The following is a 19080-nucleotide window of genomic DNA, read 5'->3' on the forward strand; positions in this document are numbered from 1 at the left end:
GGGTCGTACAGCTTCTCGATGTCCCAGCCGCGGTTGGACGGGAACTCGCTGACGGCATCGACACCGTTGGCGACCAGGTCCCACAGGTCCTCGGGGGAGGACACCCCGCCCGGGTAACGGCACGCCATACCCACGATCGCGATCGGCTCATCGGTGCGGACCCCGGCGCGCTCGCCCCGGTCCGGGTGCTGGTCCCGGGGGGCTTGGGAGGACACCGCCTCGGTCAGCAGGTAGGTGGCGAGCGCGTTCGGTGTCGGGTGGTCGAAGATGGCCGTGGTGGGCAGCCGCAGGCCGGTGGCGGCGGCGAGCCGGTTGCGCAGGTCGACGCCGGCCATCGAGTCGAAACCGAGGTCGTTGAACGCATGGGCCGGCTCCACTGCCGAGGCGCCCGGGTGGCCGAGCACCGAGGCCACGACGGTCCGTACCAAGGTCAGCACGGCCTCACTCCGCTTGGTCTCCGGCAGGCCGGCGATCTGCCGTACCCAGTCGGCGCCTGTGCCGTCGGCCGAGCCGGCCCGCGCGGCGCGACGCGGACGCCCGCGCACCAGGCCGCGGTACAGCGCCGGGACCGGTGCCGCCTCGTCGAGCGGGAGTCCGCCGGGGTCCAGGGCCACCGGTGCCAGCAGCGGCTCGGTGCCGGCCAGCGCCAGATCGAAGAGCGCGCGGCCCTGTTGCGGGGTGAGCGGGGTCATGCCGGCGCGCGCCCAGCGGGCGAGGTCGGCGTCGGTGAGGGACGCCCCCATGCCGTGCGTGGCGTCCCACAAGCCCCAGGCCAGCGAGGTGGCGGGCAGGCCGTGGGCGGCGCGGTGCTGGGCGAGCGCGTCCAGGTAGGTGTTCGCCGCCGCGTAGTTGGCCTGACCCGCGGTGCCGGTGAGGCCGGACACCGACGAGAACAGCACGAAGGCCGTCAGGTCCAGGTCCCGGGTCAGCTCGTGGAGGTGGCGGGCGGCGTCCGCCTTCGGCCGCAGGACGGCGTCCAGCTGTGCCTCGGTCAGCGACTCCAGGGTCGCGTCGTCCAGGACCCCAGCTGTGTGCACGACGGCGGTCAGCGGGTGCGCGGCCGGGATCGAGGCGATCAGGGCCGCGACGGCGTCCCGGTCGCCGACGTCGGCGGCGGTCACGGTCACCTCGGCGCCGTGCGCGGTCAGTTCCTCGGCCAGCTCGGTGGCGCCGGGGGCATCGGGGCCCCGGCGGCTGCTCAGCAGCAGGTGCCGTACGCCGTGCTCGGTCACCAGATGGCGGGCGAACAGAGCGCCGAGTCCGCCGGTTCCGCCGGTGACGAGGACCGTGCCGTCCGTGTCGAAGCGCGGGGTGGGCGCCCCGGTCGCCCGGAGGGTGCGGGCGAGCCGGGGCGCGTGCAGTCGGCCGTCGCGCACGGCCAGCTGCGGCTCCTCGGCGGCGAGCGCGGCAGGCAGCAGGGAGTCCGCCGCCGGGTCGTCGTCGAGGTCGATCAGCACTATTCGGTCGGGATGCTCGGACTGCGCCGAGCGGATCAGGCCCCAGACGGCCGCGCCCGCGAGGTCCACGTCGTCGGTGGGGCGTGTGGCGACGGCGCGTGTCGTCACCAGGGCGAGCCGGGAGTCGGGGAACCGCTCGTCGGCCAGCCACTCCTGGACGAGGCGCAGCACTCGATGGGTCGTGGGTCGCGGGTCGCCCACGCCGTCCGGAGCCCCGGCGGGCACCCGAAGGACGACAATGTCGGCCGGCTCGACGGAGTCGCCGGCCTCGGACCAGGTCAGGGAGGTGTCCGGCGCGGGCGACGGCAGTTCGTTCCACTCCACGGTGAACAGGGAGTCGGCACCGGTGTGCGACGCCGCCGTGAGACGGTCCTTGGGGACGGCACGCAGGGCGACGCCCAGGTCGGCAACGGGGGCGCCGGTGCTGTCGGCGACGGTGATGGTGGCCCGCCCGGGGCCGGCGGGCGAGATCCGAGCGCGCAGTTCGGAGGCGCCCGTCGCGTGCAGGGCGACGTCGTTCCAGGCGAACGGCAGCTGGATGTCCGCCGGAGCCGTGTCGGCGCTCGCGTCGAGTACCAGCGGATGCAGTACGGCGTCGAGCAGCGCGGGGTGCAGTCCGTAGGCGGTCGCGCTGTCGGCCTGTGTGCCGGGCAGGCTCACCTCGGCGAAGACGTCGGTGCCGCGCCGCCAGACGGCACGCAACGCCTGGAAGGCGGGGCCGTAGGCGTAGCCGAGAGCGGTCAGTCGGGCGTAGACGTCGTCGAGGCTCTCGGCGTCCGCGCCGGCCGGGGGCCAGGAGCCAAGGTCCGCGTCCGCGGCGGGCGCCGCGGCGGTCTGGGCGAGCAGGCCGGCGGCGTGCCGGGTCCACGGCAGGGCGCGGTCGGCGGATTCCGGGCGCGCGTGGACGGTGAACGGGCGCTGCCCGTCCCGGTCCGGCGCGCCGACCGCCACCTGGAGGCGGAGGGCTCCGCGCTCGGGCAGCGGCAGCGGCGCCTCCAGCGTCAGCTCCGCCAGGTGCGGGGCGCCGACGTGCCCGCCCGCGGCGACGGCGAGTTCGAGGAAGGCGGTGCCCGGTGCGATGACGGTGCCGGCGATCGCGTGGTCGCCCAGCCAGGGCTGGGCGGCGCGCGAGAGACGGCTGGTGAACAGCGCGTCCTCCCGCTCGGCGAACTCCACGGCGGTGGTCAGCAGCGGGTGCTCGGCCGGGTCGAGGCCGAGACTGCGGGCGTCGGTGCGCGGAGTGGCGTTCAGCCAGAAGCGGGTGCGCCGGAAGGGGTAGACCGGCAGGTCGGTGCGGACCGCGCCGGGGAAGAAGGAGGCGACGTCGAGCGGGGCGCCCTGGGCGTACGCCGTGGCTGTCGCGGTGGCGAAGGTCTCCGCCTCGGGGCGGCCGGCGCGCAGCACCGGCACGGCGGTGACCGCGGCGGCCGGGGTGCCTTCCAGAGTGCGCCGGGCCAGTGCCGTCAGCACGGCGTCCGGGCCGACCTCGACGAGGACGTTGGCACCCTCGGCCGCGAGGCGCTGGGTGGCGGCGGCGAAGCGGACGGTCTCGCGGATCTGCCGCGCCCAGTAGTCGGGCGAGGCGAGCTGCTCGGCGGTGGCGATCTCGCCGGTCACCGTCGAGACGATCGGGATGCGCGGACGGTGGAAGGTGAGCCCGGCCGCGACGGCTCGGAACTCCTCCAGGATGCCGTCCATGTGCGGGGAGTGGAAAGCGTGCGAGACCGTCAGCCGGTGGGCGCGGCGGCCGGCCGACTGCCAGCCGCGGGCCATCTCCGCCACGAGGTCCGCGTCGCCCGAGATGACCACGGAGGACGGGGAGTTGACGGCGGCGACGGACACGCCGGACTCCCGTCCGGCGAGCCCGGCGGCGATCTCTTCCTCGGTGCCCTCGACGGCGATCATCACGCCGCCGTCCGGTGCCGACTGCATCAGCCGCCCGCGCGCGGCGACCAGGATCGCGGCGTCCTCCAGGGAGAGGACTCCGGCGGCGTGGGCGGCGGCGAGTTCGCCGATCGAGTGTCCGGCGAGCAGGTCGGGGGTCAGTCCGTGGTGGGTCAGCAGCCGGAAGAGGGCCACCTCGATGGCGAACAGCGACGGCTGGGTGTACGCGGTGCGGTTGATCAGCCCCTCGCCCGCGTCCTCGCCGAACAGGACGTCGCGCAGGGGCACGTCCAGGAGGCCGTCGAAGGCGGCGCACGCCTCGTCGAGGGCGGCGGCGAACACCGGCTGGGCGGCGTACAGTTCACGGCCCGATCCGGCGCGCTGCGCGCCCTGGCCGGTGAACAGGAACGCGGTGCGGCCCGGGGTGTCCGCGGTGCCGGTGACGGTGTTCGGGGCGCCGCTGCCCGCGGCGAGCCCGGTCAGCCCGGCGAGCAGGTCCTTGGTGCCGGAGGCGAGGACGACGGCGCGGTGCTCGAAGGCGGTGCGGGTCGTGGCGAGCGAGAAGCCGAGGTCGGCGAGACCGGCGCCGGAGTCGCTGACATGCGCGGCCAGGCGGGCGGCCTGCTCGCGCAGCGCATCCGGGGCACGGGCGGTCAGAACGAACGGCGCGGGCTCACCGGCGGGGACGGCGGTGCCGGTCCCGGCCGGGGCGGCGGCCGGCGGCGCCTCCTCGACGATGAGGTGTGCGTTCGTGCCGCTGATGCCGAAGGAGGAGACAGCGGCGCGCCGGGCACGGCCGGTCTCCGGCCACGGGCGATCCTCGGTGAGCAGGGAGATGGTGCCGTCGGACCAGTCGACACGGCTGCTCGGCCGGTCCACGTGAAGCGTTCTCGGAAGCACGCCGTGCTGTATCGCCTGGACCATCTTGATGATGCCGCCGACGCCGGCGGCGGCTTGGGTGTGCCCGATGTTGGACTTCAACGAGCCGAGGTGGAGGGGGCGGTCGCTGTCGTGTCCGAGGCCGTAGACGGCCTTGAGGGCCTCCGCCTCGATGGGGTCGCCGAGGCGGGTTCCGGTGCCGTGGGCCTCGACGGCGTCCACGTCCGCGGCGGCCAGGCCGCAGTCGGCCAGCGCCTGCTGGATGACGCGTTGCTGGGACGGGCCGTTGGGAGCCGTCAGACCGTTGCTGGCCCCGTCCTGGTTGACGGCGGAGCCCCGGAGTACGGCGAGGACGGGGTGGCCGTGCCGCCGCGCGTCGGACAGCCGTTCGAGCAGGAGCAGGCCGACGCCCTCGGACCAGCCCGTGCCGTCGGCGCTGTCGGCGAAGGCCTTGCAGCGGCCGTCGGAGGCCAGTCCGCGCTGGCGGGAGAACTCCACGAACATGCCCGGCGAGGACATGACGGTGGCGCCGCCCGCCAGGGCGAGGTTGGTCTCGCCCTGGCGCAGGGAGCGGATGGCCAGGTGCAGGGCGACCAGGGAGGAGGAGCAGGCCGTGTCGACCGTGAGCGCCGGGCCGGTCAGGCCGAGCTGGTAGGCGATGCGGCCGGACATGACACTGGCGGTGGTGCCGGTCAGCACGCCGCCCTGGACGGACTCGGGGGCGTCGTCCATGCGGGGGCCGTACTCCAGGCCGGTGGCGCCGACGAAGACTCCGGTGCGGGTGCCGCGCAGCCGCGCGGGGTCGATCCCGGCGCGCTCGACGCTCTCCCACGCGGTCTCCAGCAAGAGCCGCTGCTGCGGGTCCATGGCCAGGGCCTCGCGCGGGGAGATCCCGAAGAAGGCGGCGTCGAAGTCGCCCGCGTCGTGGAGGAATCCGCCGTGGCGCACGGAGCTGTGGCCGGGCCGGTCCGGGTCCGGGTCGTGCAGGTCTTCGGGCCAGCCGCGGTCGGCGGGGAACTCGGTGATGGCGTCCCCGCCCTGGGCGACGAGGCGCCACAGGTCCTCGGGCGACGCCACGCCGCCCGGGTAGCGGCAGGCCATGGCGACGACGGCGACTGCCTCGCCGTCGTCGCTCGCCGCCGTCTCGTCCGCGACGGTGGTCTTGCCGGCGAGCTCGGCTCCGAGGAACTCGGCGAGGGCACCCGGCGTCGGGTGGTCGAAGAGCAGGCCGCTGGGCAGCTTCAGGCCGGTGGCCCGGGCGAGCGTGCCGCGCAGTTCGGTGGCCATCAAGGAGCTGAAGCCGAGGTCCCGGAAGGGTGTGTGGCCGGGCGCGCGGTGGCCCGGTTCGGATTCGAGCACCGCGGCGATGTGGGTGTGCAGCAGATCCTCGACGGTGCGCCTGCGTTCCGTCTCGCCGAGCGAGGCCAGGCGGCGGCCCAGTTCACCGTGGGGGGCGGCGGCCTCGGAGGCCGGGGCGGGGTGCGGCGGGCGGGCGGTTCCGCGGACGCCGTCCAGCCAGTAGGGGCGGCGCTGGAAGGCGTACGTCGGAAGCTCGACGTGGCGCGCGGACCGGTCGCCGTACAGGGCGGTCCAGTCGGGCTCGGCGCCCCGGGTGAACGCGGTGGCCAGTGCGGTCTGCGCGGTCAGCGGCTCGGAGCGGCCGGCGCGCAGCAGGGGTACGGCGGCGATGGCGTCGGCGTCCGCGGCGCAGTCCTCGGCGAGGGAGGAGAGGACGCCCTCCGGCCCGAGTTCCAGGCAAGTGCGCACGCCGGCGCTTTCCAGGGCGCGGATGGCGTCGAGGAAGCGCACGGGACGGCGGACCTGTTCGACCCAGTAGTCGGGCGAGGTGAACTGTCCGGCGGTCACAGGCTTCCCGGTGACCGTGGAGACGATCGGAATTACCGGCTCCGAGTAGTCGAGCGAGACCGCGACCGCGCGGAACTCCGCCAGCATCGGGTCCATGTGCGGGGAATGGAAGGCGTGGGAGACGGTCAGGCGTTTCGTGCGGCGGCCTCGGTCGTGCAGCGCGGCGGCGACCTCCACGGCCGCGTCGGCATCACCCGACAGAACGAGGGAGCGGGGGCCGTTGACGGCGGCGACAGCGAGCGTGGTCTCGCGGCCCGCGAGGAGCGGCAGCACCTCGGCCTCGGTGGCCTCCACGGCGATCATCGTGCCGCCCGTGGGCAGCGCCTGCATCAGCCGCGCGCGGGCGGCGACCAGGCGCGCGGCGTCGGCGAGTGAGAGCACGCCCGAGACGTGGGCGGCGGCCAGCTCGCCGATGGAGTGGCCGGCCAGTTGGTCGGGCCGCAGCCCCCAGCTCTCGACGAGGCGGAAGAGGGCGACCTCGACGGCGAACAGGGCGGGCTGGGTGGCGCCGGTCTCGTGCAGCGCCGTGTCGTCGGCGACCAGCTCGGCGAGCGGGCGCGGCAGGAGCGGGTCCAGGTGTGCGGCGACCTCGTCGAAGGCGGTGGCGTACGCCGGGAACGTCGCGTACAGCTCCTGGCCCATGCCGGTGCGCTGGGCGCCCTGGCCGGTGAAGAGAAACGCCAGCCGGTCGCCCTGTACGGCCCCGGAGACGACCGGGGCGGCGGGAGTGGCGGTGGCGAGCGCCTCCAGGCCGGTGAGCAGCGCGTCGCGGCCGTCGGCGACGACGACGGCGCGGTGCCCCAGGAAGGCGCGGGTGGTGGCCAGCGCCCGTCCGATGTCCTCGGCCGACTGCCCGGGGTGTTCGGTGGCGAAGGCGCGCAGCCGCGCGGCCTGGGCGCGCAGCGCGTCCGCGTCATGGCCGGTGATGATCCAGGGCAGCGGGGTGGCGGCCACCGGGGCGTCGGGGTCGGCGGCGGGTTGAGCGGGCGCCTCGGAGACGACGACGTGGGCGTTGGCGCCGCCCATGCCGAAGGAACTGACGCCGGCGATCAGCGTACGGTCCTCGTCCGGCCAGGCCGTGAGCTCGCGTTGTACAGCGATGCCGAGTTCGTCCGGTGCGATCCGCGGGTTGGGGTTCTCGTAGTTCAGGCTGGCCGGCAGCCGTCGGTGGCGGAGGCTCAGCAGTGTCTTGATCAGCCCGGCGATGCCCGCGGCGCCTTCGAGGTGTCCGATGTTGGTCTTCACGGAGCCGACGCGCAGTGCGGTGCGGGCGGTGCGGCCGCGTCCGAGCGCGGCGCCGAGCGCGGCGGCTTCCAGCGGGTCGCCGACGGTGGTGCCGGTGCCGTGCAGTTCGACGTACTGCACCTCGTCGGGGGCGATCCCGGCGCGCTCGTACGCCTCGCGCAGCACCGCCTCCTGGGCGTCCGAGCTCGGCACGGTGAGCCCGTCGGTGGCGCCGTCGTTGTTGACGGCACTGGAGCGGATGACGCCGTAGATCCGGTCCTGGTCGGCCTGCGCCCGGCTCAGCGGCTTGAGGAGGACGACGCCGCCGCCCTCGCCGGGCACGAAGCCGTTGGCGCGGGCATCGAAGGTGTAGGTGGTCCCGTCGGGCGACAGCGCTCCGAAGCGGGACTCGGTGACGACGTTCTCAGCGAGCAGGTTCAGGTTCACACCCGCCACGAGCGCGCTGTCGGCCTCGCCGGTGCGCAGACTCTCACAGGCCAGGTGAACGGCCACCAGGGAGGACGACTGGGCGGAGTCCACGGTCATGCTCGGACCGTGCAGGTCCAGGTGGTACGAGACGCGGTTGGCGATGACACCGCGGTTGACGCCGGTCATGGTGTGCTGGGTGACGGCATCGGCGCCGTGCAGGTACAGCAGGCTGGTGTAGTCGTCGCGCAGGGAGCCGACGAAGACAGCCGTTCTGCTGCCGCGGAGGGCGGCGGGGACGATTCCGGCGTCCTCCAGCGCTTCCCAGGCGAGCTCCAGCACCAGCCGCTGTTGCGGGTCCATGGCCGCCGCCTCACGCGGGGAGATGCCGAAGAACGGCGCGTCGAACGCGTCGACGGCGTCGAGGAAGCCGCCGCGTCCGGCACCGAGGGAGTGCCCCTCCAGGCTCCAACGCCCCTCCGGAGCAGCGGTGATGGCGTCGGTGCTGCCGGTGAGCAGCTCCCAGAACGCCTTGGGGGAGTCGGCTCCCGGAAGCCGGCAGGACATGCCGATGACCGCAATGGGCTCCGCCAGGACCCCGGCCGCGCCGCCCTCCGTGGGTTCTGCGTGGGTGTCGTGCTCGCTGGTCGTCACTGTCGGGTGCCCTTTCCGTACTGCGTGCTGCAACGGTCCAAGACGTCCGCCTGCGCATTCGGAGCCCGGACGGCTCGGCGCGGCCTGCCATCGACGTTAAGTACTGAGGTCTTCCGAAGATCCAACGTGCGATCACAGCTCGGTAATCGGAGCCGGAGCACCGCGTCGCGGCGGGCGGCGTTACTCCTTGGTGAGCCCCGGGTTTCCGGCCTGCGGATAGCTTTTCGGCGTAGTTGTCACCCTCATCGCCCTTTCCATCCTCACTTCTGGAGGACAGAAGAATGCCGAACACCGCCACTGTTATTGCGCTTCCCAAGGAGCTTGAGAGGCACCTTGAGAGCTATCTCGCCGCCTTCAACTCGGGCGACGCGGAGAGCGTCAATGCCCACTACACCGAAGCCGGCATCATCGTGTGGGAGAAGGGCAATCCGGTGAGCGGCACGGACCGCCGGGCCGCCATCACGGAATTCCTCGCCACCATGCGGCCGCACATCGAGACCGATGTGCGGGAGGCGTACGTCACCGGCGACACGGCCCTGCTGGTCGTGGACTGGACCATGGAGGTCAACACGGCGAGCGGCGAAGGCCGCGAACGCCTGCGCGGCGTAGGTCTGGACGTCCTGCGCAAGCAGGCGGACGGCTCGTGGCTGTACGCCGTCGACGACCCGTTCGGCGAGGAGCCGCGCGACTGACCCGACGGACCGCCACCGAGCGGGCACACCGAGAAGAGGCCGGGCTCCTGGGGGAGCCCGGCCTCTTCCGTCGTGCCGGATGCGGTGCGGATCAGACGGTGATGTCGGCGACCGGACGGTCCACGGCCATCAACCACTTGCCGTCTTCGACACGGCGGATGACATCGGTGCAGCTGCCCTTGACCTGGATCAGCTCGCCGTCCTCGCCGGGCAGCCCCAGCTCGAAGTCGACCACGATGAGCGTGACGTCGTCGGCGGTGTAGGAGCGCTTGACGACGGAGTTCAGCGTCGGGCCCTTGGCCAGAAGTTCGATGATGCCCTTGGTGCGGTCCGCACCGCTCAGCGGGCTGCCCGTCAGATTGGAGATGGCGTCGTCGCGGTAGAGGTTGTCGAAGGCGGCTCCGTCCCCGGAGTTGAAGATCTTCAGGAAGACGTCGTTCTGGACCTCCGGGTCATCGGTGAGTTCGAGGCTGTACAGGTCGACGTCGGGGGTCGAGGCGGTCATGGGCGTCTCCTTCGTGTATGTCGCCGTGTCCGGCTGGTGTGTGCAACCGCGCGCCGTCATGGCGTGCGGAGTCGTCAGGCGGCCCGCGGGGCGTGGCCGAACTTCCCGTCGAAGAACGTCAACGCGGCGTCGTCGCGGCCCCGTCGGCAGTCCAGCACCCTGCCGACGAAGAGCGTGTGGTCGCCCGAGGCGTGTGCGTCGACCACGTCGCACTCCAGCCAGGCCAGCGCGCCGGCCAGGAGCGGGGCGCCCGTGTGCTCGCCCGGTGTCCATTCGACGCCGTCGAACTGTGCGAGCCCGAGGGGGCGCTTCTTGTCCGCGAAGTGCCGGGCGAGCGACTGCTGTCCGGCTGCCAGGATGTTCACGCCGAAGTGGCCGGCCGCGGTCAGCTCCTCGAACATGACGGCGCTGTGATCGATGGAGACCAGCACGGTCGGCTGGGCGAGCGACACCGAACTGAAGGCGTTGGCCGTCATGGCGTGGATGTGGTCGCCGCCCACCGACAGCACGGTGACGCCGGTGGCGAACTGGGACATCACATCCCGCAGCGAAGCGGCCTCGACAGACGGGCGCAGCCCCGTGCGCGAGGCTGCGGGTTCGAGCTCTGCGGATGCAGGAGTCATTTCCCCTCTTCGGATTCGGGTTGAGGGTCCCCTACGCAACAAAGGGGTGGGTGGAAAACGTATCCGCTCGGCACTTTAGTGCGTTCAATCGCCAAGTAATCGAAGGCCTTTAACCATGTCGACGAGCCTTGATGACCGAGCTGTTACCGCACACTGGTGCGCATTCGGACATGTTGGCCACATGACCGATCCTTCGAATGCCTCCACCGAACAACCGCAGCTTGCCGAACCCCATCTGGGTGCCGTGCTGGCCTCCGCCGGCCTGGACGCCGAATACGTCCGGGCCGAGGGGAACTTTCTCTACCAGCGGGGCGAGGACGGCCGCGAGGTCACCGTCGTGGACTACGCGGGCGGATACGGCTCGCTCCTGCTGGGCCACAACAATCCCACGATCACCGCGTACGCGGTGGAGGTGTTGCAGAGCGGCATTCCGGTGCACTCGCAGTTCTCCGTGCACCCGGAGGCCGCCGAACTGGCGCTCGCTCTGAACCGGATCGTATGCCGCGAGACCGGCGACGACGAGCCGTTCTTCGCTGTCCTCGCCAACACCGGCGCCGAGGCCAACGAGGCCGCGCTCAAACACGCCGAGATGGACCGGGGTATCCGCCTCGGTGCGCTGCTGGACCTCGTCGGCAGCGGCCTCGACGCGGCGCGCGAAGCCGTGCGGAACGGCTCGGCGACGGTGCCCGCCGAGGTCTTCGCCCGATTCGGCCTGGACGGGGACGTGCCGGGTCCCGCCGCGCTGGACGAGCTGATCGACCGCCTCGCCGCCCACAACGAGGCCCAGGCCGGGCGCCCTCCGGTCTTCCTCACCCCGGAGGGCTCCTTCCACGGAAAGCTGGCCGGCACGGTCCAGCTCACCCACAACGAGGGCTACCGGGCTCCGTTCAGGGCGCTGGCCGCGCAGGCACGGTTCGTCCCGCTCGACCGGCCGGGCGCCCTGCGCAAGATCGTCGACGAGGAGCGCGCCACCCTGTTCGGCCTGGTCCTGGAGAACGGCCAGGTCCGGCTTTCGGAGCACGAGGCGCCCGTCATCTGCGCGTTCGTCCTGGAGCCGATCCAGGGCGAGGGCGGTATCCGCGAGCTGTCGGCGGAGTTCGTCCAGGAGATCCAGGAAGTCTGCGCGGAACTCGGCGCACCGGTCATCGTGGACGAGATACAGAGCGGCATGGGCCGCACGGGTGACTTCCTGGCCAGTACCCGTCTGGGGCTGCGCGGCGACTACTACACCCTCGCCAAGAGCTTGGGCGGCGGCCTCGCCAAGATCTCGGTGCTGCTGGTACGCGCCTCGCGCTACCACGGCGAGTTCGAGCTGATCCACAGCTCGACCTTCGCCAAGGACGGCTTCTCCAGCCGCATCGCCCTGAAGGTCCTGGAGCTCCTGGAGGCCGACGGCGGCGCCGCGTACCGCAAGGCCGCCGAGCTGGGCGACCGGCTGCTGGCCATGCTGGGTTCCATACGGGAGGACTTCCCCGAGGTCGTCAAGGACGTCCGCGGCCGCGGCCTGATCCTCGGTCTGGAGTTCCACGACCAGTCCGAGGCGCAGATCCCCGCGATCTCCGAGGCGGCTCGGGCCGGCCTGTTCGGCTATCTGGTCGCGGGTCACCTGCTGCGCGGCCACCGCCTCCGTACGTTCCCGACCGCGAGCGCCCCCAACACCCTGCGTTTCGAGCCGTCCGTCTTCCTGTCGGAAGACGAGATCGCCTGGCTGGAGTCGGCGCTGCGCGACACCTGCGACATCATCCGGGGCGGCTATCAGCGGCCGCTGGCGCTGCCCGCCGAGTAACGGACGAGACGACCTACGAGCGCCGGTGGCCGGGACACGGATCGTGTCCCGGCCACCGGCGCTCGTCTCTTTCCGGTTCCGCACCGCCTGAGGCAAGCCGGCGGGAGCCGCCCGTACCCGGCACACCGCTGGGCGGGACACGGCACGAAGCTGTGTCCCGCCCAGCGGGTTCCTGCCTCCCGGTCCACGCAGTCTCCCGGCCGGGAGACCGGGGGTCAGCCCTGTTTGAACGCCTCGACCAGGCTGGCCAGGCTGTGGGTGGCGTGGCCCTGCGCGACGCGACGCTCGATGAGCGCCTGGATGGTGGCCGAGAAGTCGCTGTTGATGCCCAGCTGCTTGCTCGTGGCGACCAGGTGCTCGATCGCGGCCTTGTTGACGCCGAGGCTGGAGACCTCGGTCTCGAAGCTCGCCGTGTCGATCTCCTGGGCGCTCTGCGGAATCGCCGGGCTGATGACGTGCTCGATCCAGGTCATGGCGAAAGGCGTGAAGGCCTCCGCCGAGACACCGGCCGAGTTGACGAGGGCTACGGCGTGGAAGTATCCGGCAAGGCTCGACCACAGCAGCGACAGCAGACCGAGGTCGTAGATCATCGGGACACCGGTGTCCGCGCCCAGGTACACGTTCGTGCCGGCGAGCAGCTTCAGCAGCTCCTCGTGCTCGGCGAAGACCTCCTGCGCGCCCGCGTAGAAGATCAGGGCCTGGGGAAGGCCGATCATCTGCGGGACGGCCATGACGGCACCGTCGAGGTAACGCACCCCGTTCTGCTCGGCCCAGACGGCGAGGGCGCGGGCGTCCTCGGGAGTACCCGAGGTGAGGTTGATGACCACCTTGCCCTTGAGTTCGGCGGCGGCACTGGTGAGCAGGTCGTTCAGCACCTCGTACGTGGAGACGCACGCCACGACGACCGGGCTGGCGTCGATCGCCTTCCGGATGTCGGCGGCGAGGACCGCGCCCTGCTCGACGAGCGCGTCCGCCTTGCCGGCGGAACGGTTCCACACGGTGGTCGGATTGCCGTTCTTCACAAAGGCGGTGGCCAGGGCGCTGCCCATCATGCCCAGACCGAGGACGGTCACCGGGCCCTGGTTCGTGTTCGACATGAACTCGTTCCTCAATTCTCTCTTCGGAATCAATACGCCGTGGAAGGCGGGTATTACAGGAAAAGGCTGTCGGGGTCGAGGCCGAGCAGCGTGCGGCCGTACACCTCGAGCCCCATGTTCGGAGCCATCAGACCGTGCCGGGACAGGCCCTGAAGGTCCCGGTAGAAGCGCTGGAAGGGCGCCTTCCGGGAAAGCGAGCCGGCGCCGCTGATGGAGTGGAGTGCCTCAAGAGCCTCCTGGGTGAGCAGGATCGCGGCGCCGGCCTTGCCGCGCACCTCCGCCTTCTCCTCCCAGGTCGGCTGCTCGCCGGCGTCGGCGCGCTCCTGGAGGACGCCGAGGTAGGTCTCGGCGAGCGCCTCGGCGGCCTCGATCTTGCTGTGTGCCAACGCGATCTGGATCTGGGTCAACGGGTGCTGCGCCTGGTCGGTGACATTGCTGTACGCGAGCGGCTTGCCCTTGACCGTGGCGACGAGTTCCTCGTGCGCGGCACGTGCCATGCCGATGTAGACGGCGACGGACTCGGCGACGACAAAGCTGATCAGGCTGTAGTCGCGCCCCTGGGAGCCGGTGACGGCACTGCCGCCGCTGGTGCCGAGGACGGCATCCTCCAGGGTGACGACCCGGTGGTGGGGGACGAAGAGGTCCGTGGCGCTGGACGTCGAGCTGCCGGTGGCGATGGCGGCCGAGACATGCCAGTCGTCGGCGATCGTCAACTCGTCCACCGGGACCATGGCGTAGACCTCTTCGACGTTGCCGTCGGCGTGTTCCAGTTCGGCCGCGAGCAGGTCCCAGTGGGCGCCGCGGACACCGGAGTTGAAGCGCCAGGCGCCGTTGAGGAGGTAACCGCCCTCGGCCGGGACCATCTTCGCGGTCGGGGTGAAGCCGCCGGAGATGCGTACGGAGCCGCCCTGGAAGATCTCCTCCTGTGCCTCCAGCGGGTACAGCGTGGCCATCCAGGCACTGGAGATCCAGGCGACGGCCACCCAGCCGGTGGAGCCACAGCCCCGGGAGATCTCGGTGATGATCTCGACCTGTTCCTTCAGTGAGAGGTCCAGGCCGCCGAAGCGCTTCGGCACGGCGATGCGGAAGACGCCGGCCTTCTCCAGAAGGTCGATGTTCTCCTGGACAATCCAGCGCTGGTCCTCGGACGCCACGCCATTCGCCCGCAGCGTCGGCACGATTTCCCGGACCGCCTTGAGAATGTTTTCCGCTTCAGTGGACCTGACGGCCATCCCGGCTCCTTGGTGGGTTCGGCGGGGGTGAAAGGCATGGGCGCAGGTCAGGCAGCGCCATCGCCAATTCGGGGGCCCGAACAAATTAAGCGAGACCGGACCACCCCCCGGCCACCGGTGAGTAATCGCCCCGTCCCTCTCAAGCTAACCAGAGAGCCTGTCGAGTGCGGCCACCGAGCGCTCATCGGACGGTAACTCGCTGATCTGTGGCTATTTTTAAACCCGCGGAGAAGGGTGATTATCGGTCAATGGGGATTACTGGATCACTTTCAGTCAATCGCAACTAGGGTGGTCGACCGTTCAGGCTTTCACAGCAGCGCTCGATTCCTGGACAACGGACCACGTTGTGTACCGAGGGGGCTGGAATGAAGTTCGAGAAAAAGACATTCTTCGGGGGAGTGCGTACCTCGCGCCGCGCGATACTCAAGGCCGGCGCCGCCGCGGGGGCGCTCGGCACCCTCGGTGTCGCCGCCTCCCACCCCGCCTTCGCGGCCGGCGCGGCCACGCCAGGCCGCAGCTACGACGCGATCGTCATCGGCGGCGGCTTCGCCGGAGTGTCGGCCGCACGGGAACTCAAGGCCAAGGGCAAGCGCACGCTGATACTCGAGGCCCGCGACCGCGTTGGCGGCCGGGCCTGGACGAGCAAGTTCGCGGGACTTCCCATCGAGTTCGGCGCGACCTGGATACACCCCAGCCAGACCCTGATCTGGAACGAGGTCCAGCGCCTGGGCATCGCCAGGGTGGACGACCCGAACCCCGACTTCTCGGTGTTCGCCACGGAGGCCGGCGGGTACGCCAAGCAGGACCTGACCTTCCTCGACCGGCAGGACGCCCTGCTGCGGAAGTTCGTCGAGGGCGCCGAGACGTATCTGCCGCGCGCCTACGACCCCTTCTCCCGCGAGGACCTGCTGGTCGACCTCGACAAGCTGACCCTCGGCGACCGGGCGCGCCAACTGCGTCTGTCGCCGCTGGAGATGAACTGGGTGAGCGCCACCACCGGCGCGTACGGCGGCGGCTTCGAGCGCGGCTCGCTCACGCAACTCGCCCACTGGTGGGCACTGTGCGGCTACAACACGGAGACGTTCCACGGCATCAACGTCACCCGCCCCGTCGGCGGGATGGGTGCCGTCATCTCCAAGATGCTTGCCGAGTCCGGTGCGTCGGTCGTCTGCAACGCGCCCGTCACCAAGGTCGCCGACAGCGGTTCCCGGGTCCAGGTGACGGCGGGCGGCCAGGTGTACGACGCCGCGGCCGTGGTGGTGGCCGTACCGGTGAACACCTGGAACTCCATCAACTTCGCCTCCGGTCTGCCGGCCGAGTTCTCGCGGTTGAGCACCCAGACCGTCGGCGTGCCGACTGCCAAGAAGGTCTTCATCCAGGTCCAGGGCGACATCGGCCGCCCGTTCGTGAGCGGCAAGAGCGGCGCGCTGCTCGACCTGGTCGTCGCACACGCTGACAAGTCCGCCCAGGGCACGGTGCTCATCGCCTTCAGCGTCAACCCGAAACTGGACGTCACCAGCGTGTCGCAGGTGCAGAGCGCCATGAGCGAGGTGCTCCCGGGAGCCAAGGTGCTGTCCGTCAACGGCCACGACTGGGGTAAGGACCCGTTCGCCAAGGGCGGTTGGACTTTCCGGCGCCCCGGTCAGCTGCTCGGTTCTCTGCGCACCGTCCGGCAGCCGCACGGGCGTCTGGTCTTTGCGGGCAGCGACATCGCGACCGGCTGGGGCGGCTATGTGGACGGCGCCATCGAGACCGGCATCCGGGCCGGCGGCCTCGCGGCCGGTCTGGCCACCCCCAAGGCCTCCGCGACGAGCTGAGCCCTGACGGACCCGACCAGCCGCCTCCCGGAGGTACGGGGGCGGTGAGGGGCAACCAGCCGGGCACCGGGATCAGTTGAGGGGAATCCCGGTCGCTCGGCCGGCGCCCTCGGGGGCGGCGGACGGACAGCTCACCAGGACTCCGCTCGGCCGACGGCCAACGCGCGGCACGGCATACCGATCGACGCTCTCGCTGCCATGGGAACCGTCAGTACATGTGGCAGTCATAAATTGTCGTGGTATTGGTCGCATTTTAGTACCCTTGGTCGCGTTCCCGGCGTATCAGGGTGAGCCCTGCGCCGCCCGCCAACCATGCTGAGGGACCATGTGGTTCAGGATGTTAGGCCCGTTAGAAGTCATATCCGGTGGGCAGCCCATCTCTCTGGGGGGCAGCAAGCAGAGGGCGACGCTCGGATACCTCCTCCTCCACCCCAACCAGACGGTCCCCATCAGCGGACTGCTGAAGGCGCTGTGGAGTGTCGAAGAAGCTCCGATGACCGCCCGCAAGATCCTGCAGAACTCGATCTGGAGCCTGCGGCGCAAACTCGTCATCGATGCGGCCGCGGACGTGCCCGTGGCGCTGCGCACCCAGCCCCCCGGCTACTCCCTGGACGTCGCCCTCGACCGCGTGGATCTGCACCTCTTCCATCAGTGGGTGCGCGAGGGGCGTTCCCGGCTGGAGGCGGGGGAACCCGACGGGGCGGCGACGCTGCTCAGCGACGCCCTGGAGCTGTGGCGCGGTCCGGCTCTCGCGGATCTGACCGAAGTGGGTCTGCTGTGGCCTGAGCTGACCATGCTCCAGAGCATGCGGCTGGACGTCCTGGAGGACCTCTTCGAGGCCCAGCTCGTCTGCGGGCGCCACTACGCGGTGCTCGGTGAGCTGGAGTCGCTGGTGGAGAACGAGCCGCTGCGCGAGCGCGCCTGTGGTCAGCTCATGCGCGCCCTCTACCGCTGCGGGCGTCAGTCGGACGCGCTGGGGGTGTTCAGCCGGCTGCGGGCCCGGCTGGTCGAGGAGCTCGGTCTCGAACCCAGCCGTGAACTCCAGCAGCTCCAGCAGGCGATCCTCACCCACGACACCGCCCTACAGCTGGCGCCGGCTCCCGGCGGACCGTACTCCGTGCGGGGCACGGCGGCCCTGTTGCTCGGTGCGGCGGAGACGGCGTCCCAGCCGCACGGCCCGCGGCCCGTCCCCGACAGCCCGGCCCCCGCCTCGCCCCGGCCTCCCCTCCAGAGCCCGGCCTCTCCTCCGCAACACGCCGCCCCGGCGAGTGTCCTGTCCGCTCCTGTTCCGACCCTGACGTTCGCGAAGTCCCCGCTCCAGAGGAACGGCGCCGCACCCAGACCCGACGGCAAGCCTCCCGCTTCGACCCTGCCGCCCGTCCAGGGTTCGGGGCCCGGTCCTCAGCGGCCGGCCCTGAGGGCCGTTCTCCCCGCCCCCGTCACGACGCCGGCTCCCAAGACGCCGTCTCCCGTTGTCGGTTCGGTGCTGCGGAACGACACGGCGACGGTCCATGTCCCCGTTCCGGGTCTGCCGACGGCGGGCGGCGGCGCGCCCACCGCCGCCTCCGCGGTACGCCGTGAGGCCAGCCTCCTGCTGGTGCGGGCCGAACCCGACCCGGCCTCGACCGACGCCGGTGAACTCGACGCCGTGATGGACGGGGTGGGCACTCTGGTCCATCAAGAGATCGAGCGCTGCGGCGGTACGGTCATCTTCTCGCTGCACGCGCTCACCCTCGCCTTGTTCTCGGCGGACCCGGACGACACCGTGTACCCGCTGCGCGCGGCCCGCGCCGCCACCGCGCTGCGCACTGCCCTGACCGCGTCCACCTCACGAACCGCGGGCGCCCCCCTGTCCGCCCGCACGGAGCTGCGCACGGCCATTGCGACGGGGGCACTGCTGGTGAGCCAGTCGCTCGGAGGCGGCCGACCGCCCAGGGTCTACGGCGCCACGGTGAAGGAGTGTGAGGCGCTGCTGGCCCTGGCGACCTCGGACGGCACCCAAGTCTGCGACCGCACGCGAGAGGAGACCAAGGAGCACTTCGCATACGAGGAGATCCCGGGCACGCCCGTCCGCTGGAAGCTGCTGGGGACCGTCGACCCCGAGCCCGCCGCGGACGGCGACGACCACCAACGCGAACTCGACCTGCTCCAGGGTGTGATGACCCACAGCAGTCGCTGGTCGCAGCCACACCTGATCAGCGTCCTGAGCAGCGAGGAAGGCCTCCGTCGTCGGATGCTCGGCAAGTTGGAGCACTTCGCCGCCTCGGGCCTGGACGGGGCCCAGGTGCTGACCTGGAACTGCCAGGACGCCGCCGAGTCGGGCCCCTTCGGCCTCCACCGGAGGATCATCTCCAGGTTCGCGGGACTGTCGAGGTCCGATCCGCCCTGGGCGGTCCGTCGAAAGGTCAGCGCCGCCGTCCAGCGCCTGGACGCCGGCAAGAGCTGCATCAACTGGCTCGTGGCCCGCTGCACTTCGGTTCTCGAAACGTCGAACCGCTCTCCCGAGCGGTTCGACGCCGACGAGTGGCGGGACGTCTGGCGGTACTTCCTGGAAGCCGTCGCCCATGACGGCCCGATCGTCCTGATCATCGACAATCTGCACCTTGAGGACTCGGCGACCAGAGAGCTCGTCGGCCTCCTCGCCCGGCTCCCCGGCCGTATCCCCCTCACCGTCGTAGCGGGCGCCGAGCCGGACATCCTGCGCCACGCCGACTGGTCCTCCGACAGGCGCTTCGCCACCACGGTGCTGCTCGACAAGCCGTCCGACGACGAACTCGACTGCTCGGACGAATCCTGTCTGCCCATCCAGTGAGGCATCCCACCACACTCGGGGCCACTGTCGACACCCTTGACAAGCGCCGTCGGGCACATCCGGGCCCGACGGCGCTGCTGATGGAGCGCGTCGTCATGGGCTGCCTGCCGCCGACCTCGGGTCTGA

Annotated in this window: 9 protein-coding genes; 4 read left to right on the forward strand and 5 right to left on the reverse strand. The window is 71.4% G+C overall.

The window, feature by feature from the left end; all coding sequences use genetic code 11:
• A partial coding sequence (locus ACWC9R_RS25515; protein WP_450734840.1) for an SDR family NAD(P)-dependent oxidoreductase occupies positions 1-8390 on the reverse strand: 8390 nt, incomplete at its 3' end.
• Positions 8391-8671: 281 nt separating this feature from the next.
• On the opposite strand from ACWC9R_RS25515, the gene ACWC9R_RS25520 reads away from it, so the two are divergent.
• On the forward strand, positions 8672-9082 hold the full coding sequence (locus ACWC9R_RS25520; protein WP_450734842.1) for a YybH family protein: 411 nt from the start codon (positions 8672-8674) through the stop codon (positions 9080-9082).
• A gap of 91 nt (positions 9083-9173) precedes the next feature.
• Here the strand turns inward: ACWC9R_RS25520 and ACWC9R_RS25525 are convergent, their stop codons facing one another.
• The gene (locus tag ACWC9R_RS25525; RefSeq protein WP_450734844.1) at positions 9174-9587 is read right to left on the reverse strand and encodes a YybH family protein; all 414 of its coding nucleotides are present in this window, start codon (positions 9585-9587) and stop codon (positions 9174-9176) included.
• A gap of 74 nt (positions 9588-9661) precedes the next feature.
• Positions 9662-10210 carry a flavin reductase family protein gene (locus ACWC9R_RS25530; RefSeq protein ID WP_450734846.1) on the reverse strand — a complete coding sequence of 183 codons (549 nt, stop codon included), beginning with the start codon at positions 10208-10210 and terminating at the stop codon, positions 9662-9664.
• Positions 10211-10391: 181 nt separating this feature from the next.
• Between ACWC9R_RS25530 and ACWC9R_RS25535 the strand changes: the two genes are divergently transcribed.
• Complete coding sequence (locus ACWC9R_RS25535) at positions 10392-11996, forward strand: aspartate aminotransferase family protein (protein WP_450734848.1); 1605 nt, start codon at positions 10392-10394, stop codon at positions 11994-11996.
• 215 nt (positions 11997-12211) lie between these two features.
• Here ACWC9R_RS25535 and ACWC9R_RS25540 read toward each other — a convergent pair whose 3' ends face one another.
• Together ACWC9R_RS25540 and ACWC9R_RS25545 are read right to left on the reverse strand one after the other, a co-directional pair.
• A complete protein-coding gene (locus tag ACWC9R_RS25540; protein WP_450734849.1) occupies positions 12212-13093 on the reverse strand; it encodes an NAD(P)-dependent oxidoreductase in 882 nt (293 codons plus the stop codon).
• Between the two features lie 53 nt (positions 13094-13146).
• On the reverse strand, positions 13147-14325 hold the full coding sequence (locus ACWC9R_RS25545) for an acyl-CoA dehydrogenase family protein (RefSeq protein ID WP_450734850.1): 1179 nt from the start codon (positions 14323-14325) through the stop codon (positions 13147-13149).
• 365 nt (positions 14326-14690) lie between these two features.
• Between ACWC9R_RS25545 and ACWC9R_RS25550 the strand changes: the two genes are divergently transcribed.
• A complete protein-coding gene (locus ACWC9R_RS25550) occupies positions 14691-16142 on the forward strand; it encodes a flavin monoamine oxidase family protein (protein WP_450734851.1) in 1452 nt (483 codons plus the stop codon).
• A 493-nt stretch (positions 16143-16635) separates the two neighbouring features.
• Positions 16636-18954, forward strand: coding sequence for a BTAD domain-containing putative transcriptional regulator (locus ACWC9R_RS25555; RefSeq protein ID WP_450734852.1), 2319 nt, complete (start codon positions 16636-16638; stop codon positions 18952-18954).
• Positions 18955-19080: the final 126 nt, after the last annotated feature.

The organism is Streptomyces sp. NPDC001219 (assembly GCF_053597915.1).

Coding starts and splice junctions, on each gene's coding strand:
- ACWC9R_RS25530 (WP_450734846.1), bottom strand. CDS start 10,210: ATGACTCCTGCATCCGCAGAGCTCGAACCCGCAGCCTCGCGCACGGGG.
- ACWC9R_RS25550 (WP_450734851.1), top strand. CDS start 14,691: ATGAAGTTCGAGAAAAAGACATTCTTCGGGGGAGTGCGTACCTCGCGC.
- ACWC9R_RS25540 (WP_450734849.1), bottom strand. CDS start 13,093: ATGTCGAACACGAACCAGGGCCCGGTGACCGTCCTCGGTCTGGGCATG.
- ACWC9R_RS25535 (WP_450734848.1), top strand. CDS start 10,392: ATGACCGATCCTTCGAATGCCTCCACCGAACAACCGCAGCTTGCCGAA.
- ACWC9R_RS25545 (WP_450734850.1), bottom strand. CDS start 14,325: ATGGCCGTCAGGTCCACTGAAGCGGAAAACATTCTCAAGGCGGTCCGG.
- ACWC9R_RS25520 (WP_450734842.1), top strand. CDS start 8,672: ATGCCGAACACCGCCACTGTTATTGCGCTTCCCAAGGAGCTTGAGAGG.
- ACWC9R_RS25525 (WP_450734844.1), bottom strand. CDS start 9,587: ATGACCGCCTCGACCCCCGACGTCGACCTGTACAGCCTCGAACTCACC.
- ACWC9R_RS25555 (WP_450734852.1), top strand. CDS start 16,636: ATGACCGCCCGCAAGATCCTGCAGAACTCGATCTGGAGCCTGCGGCGC.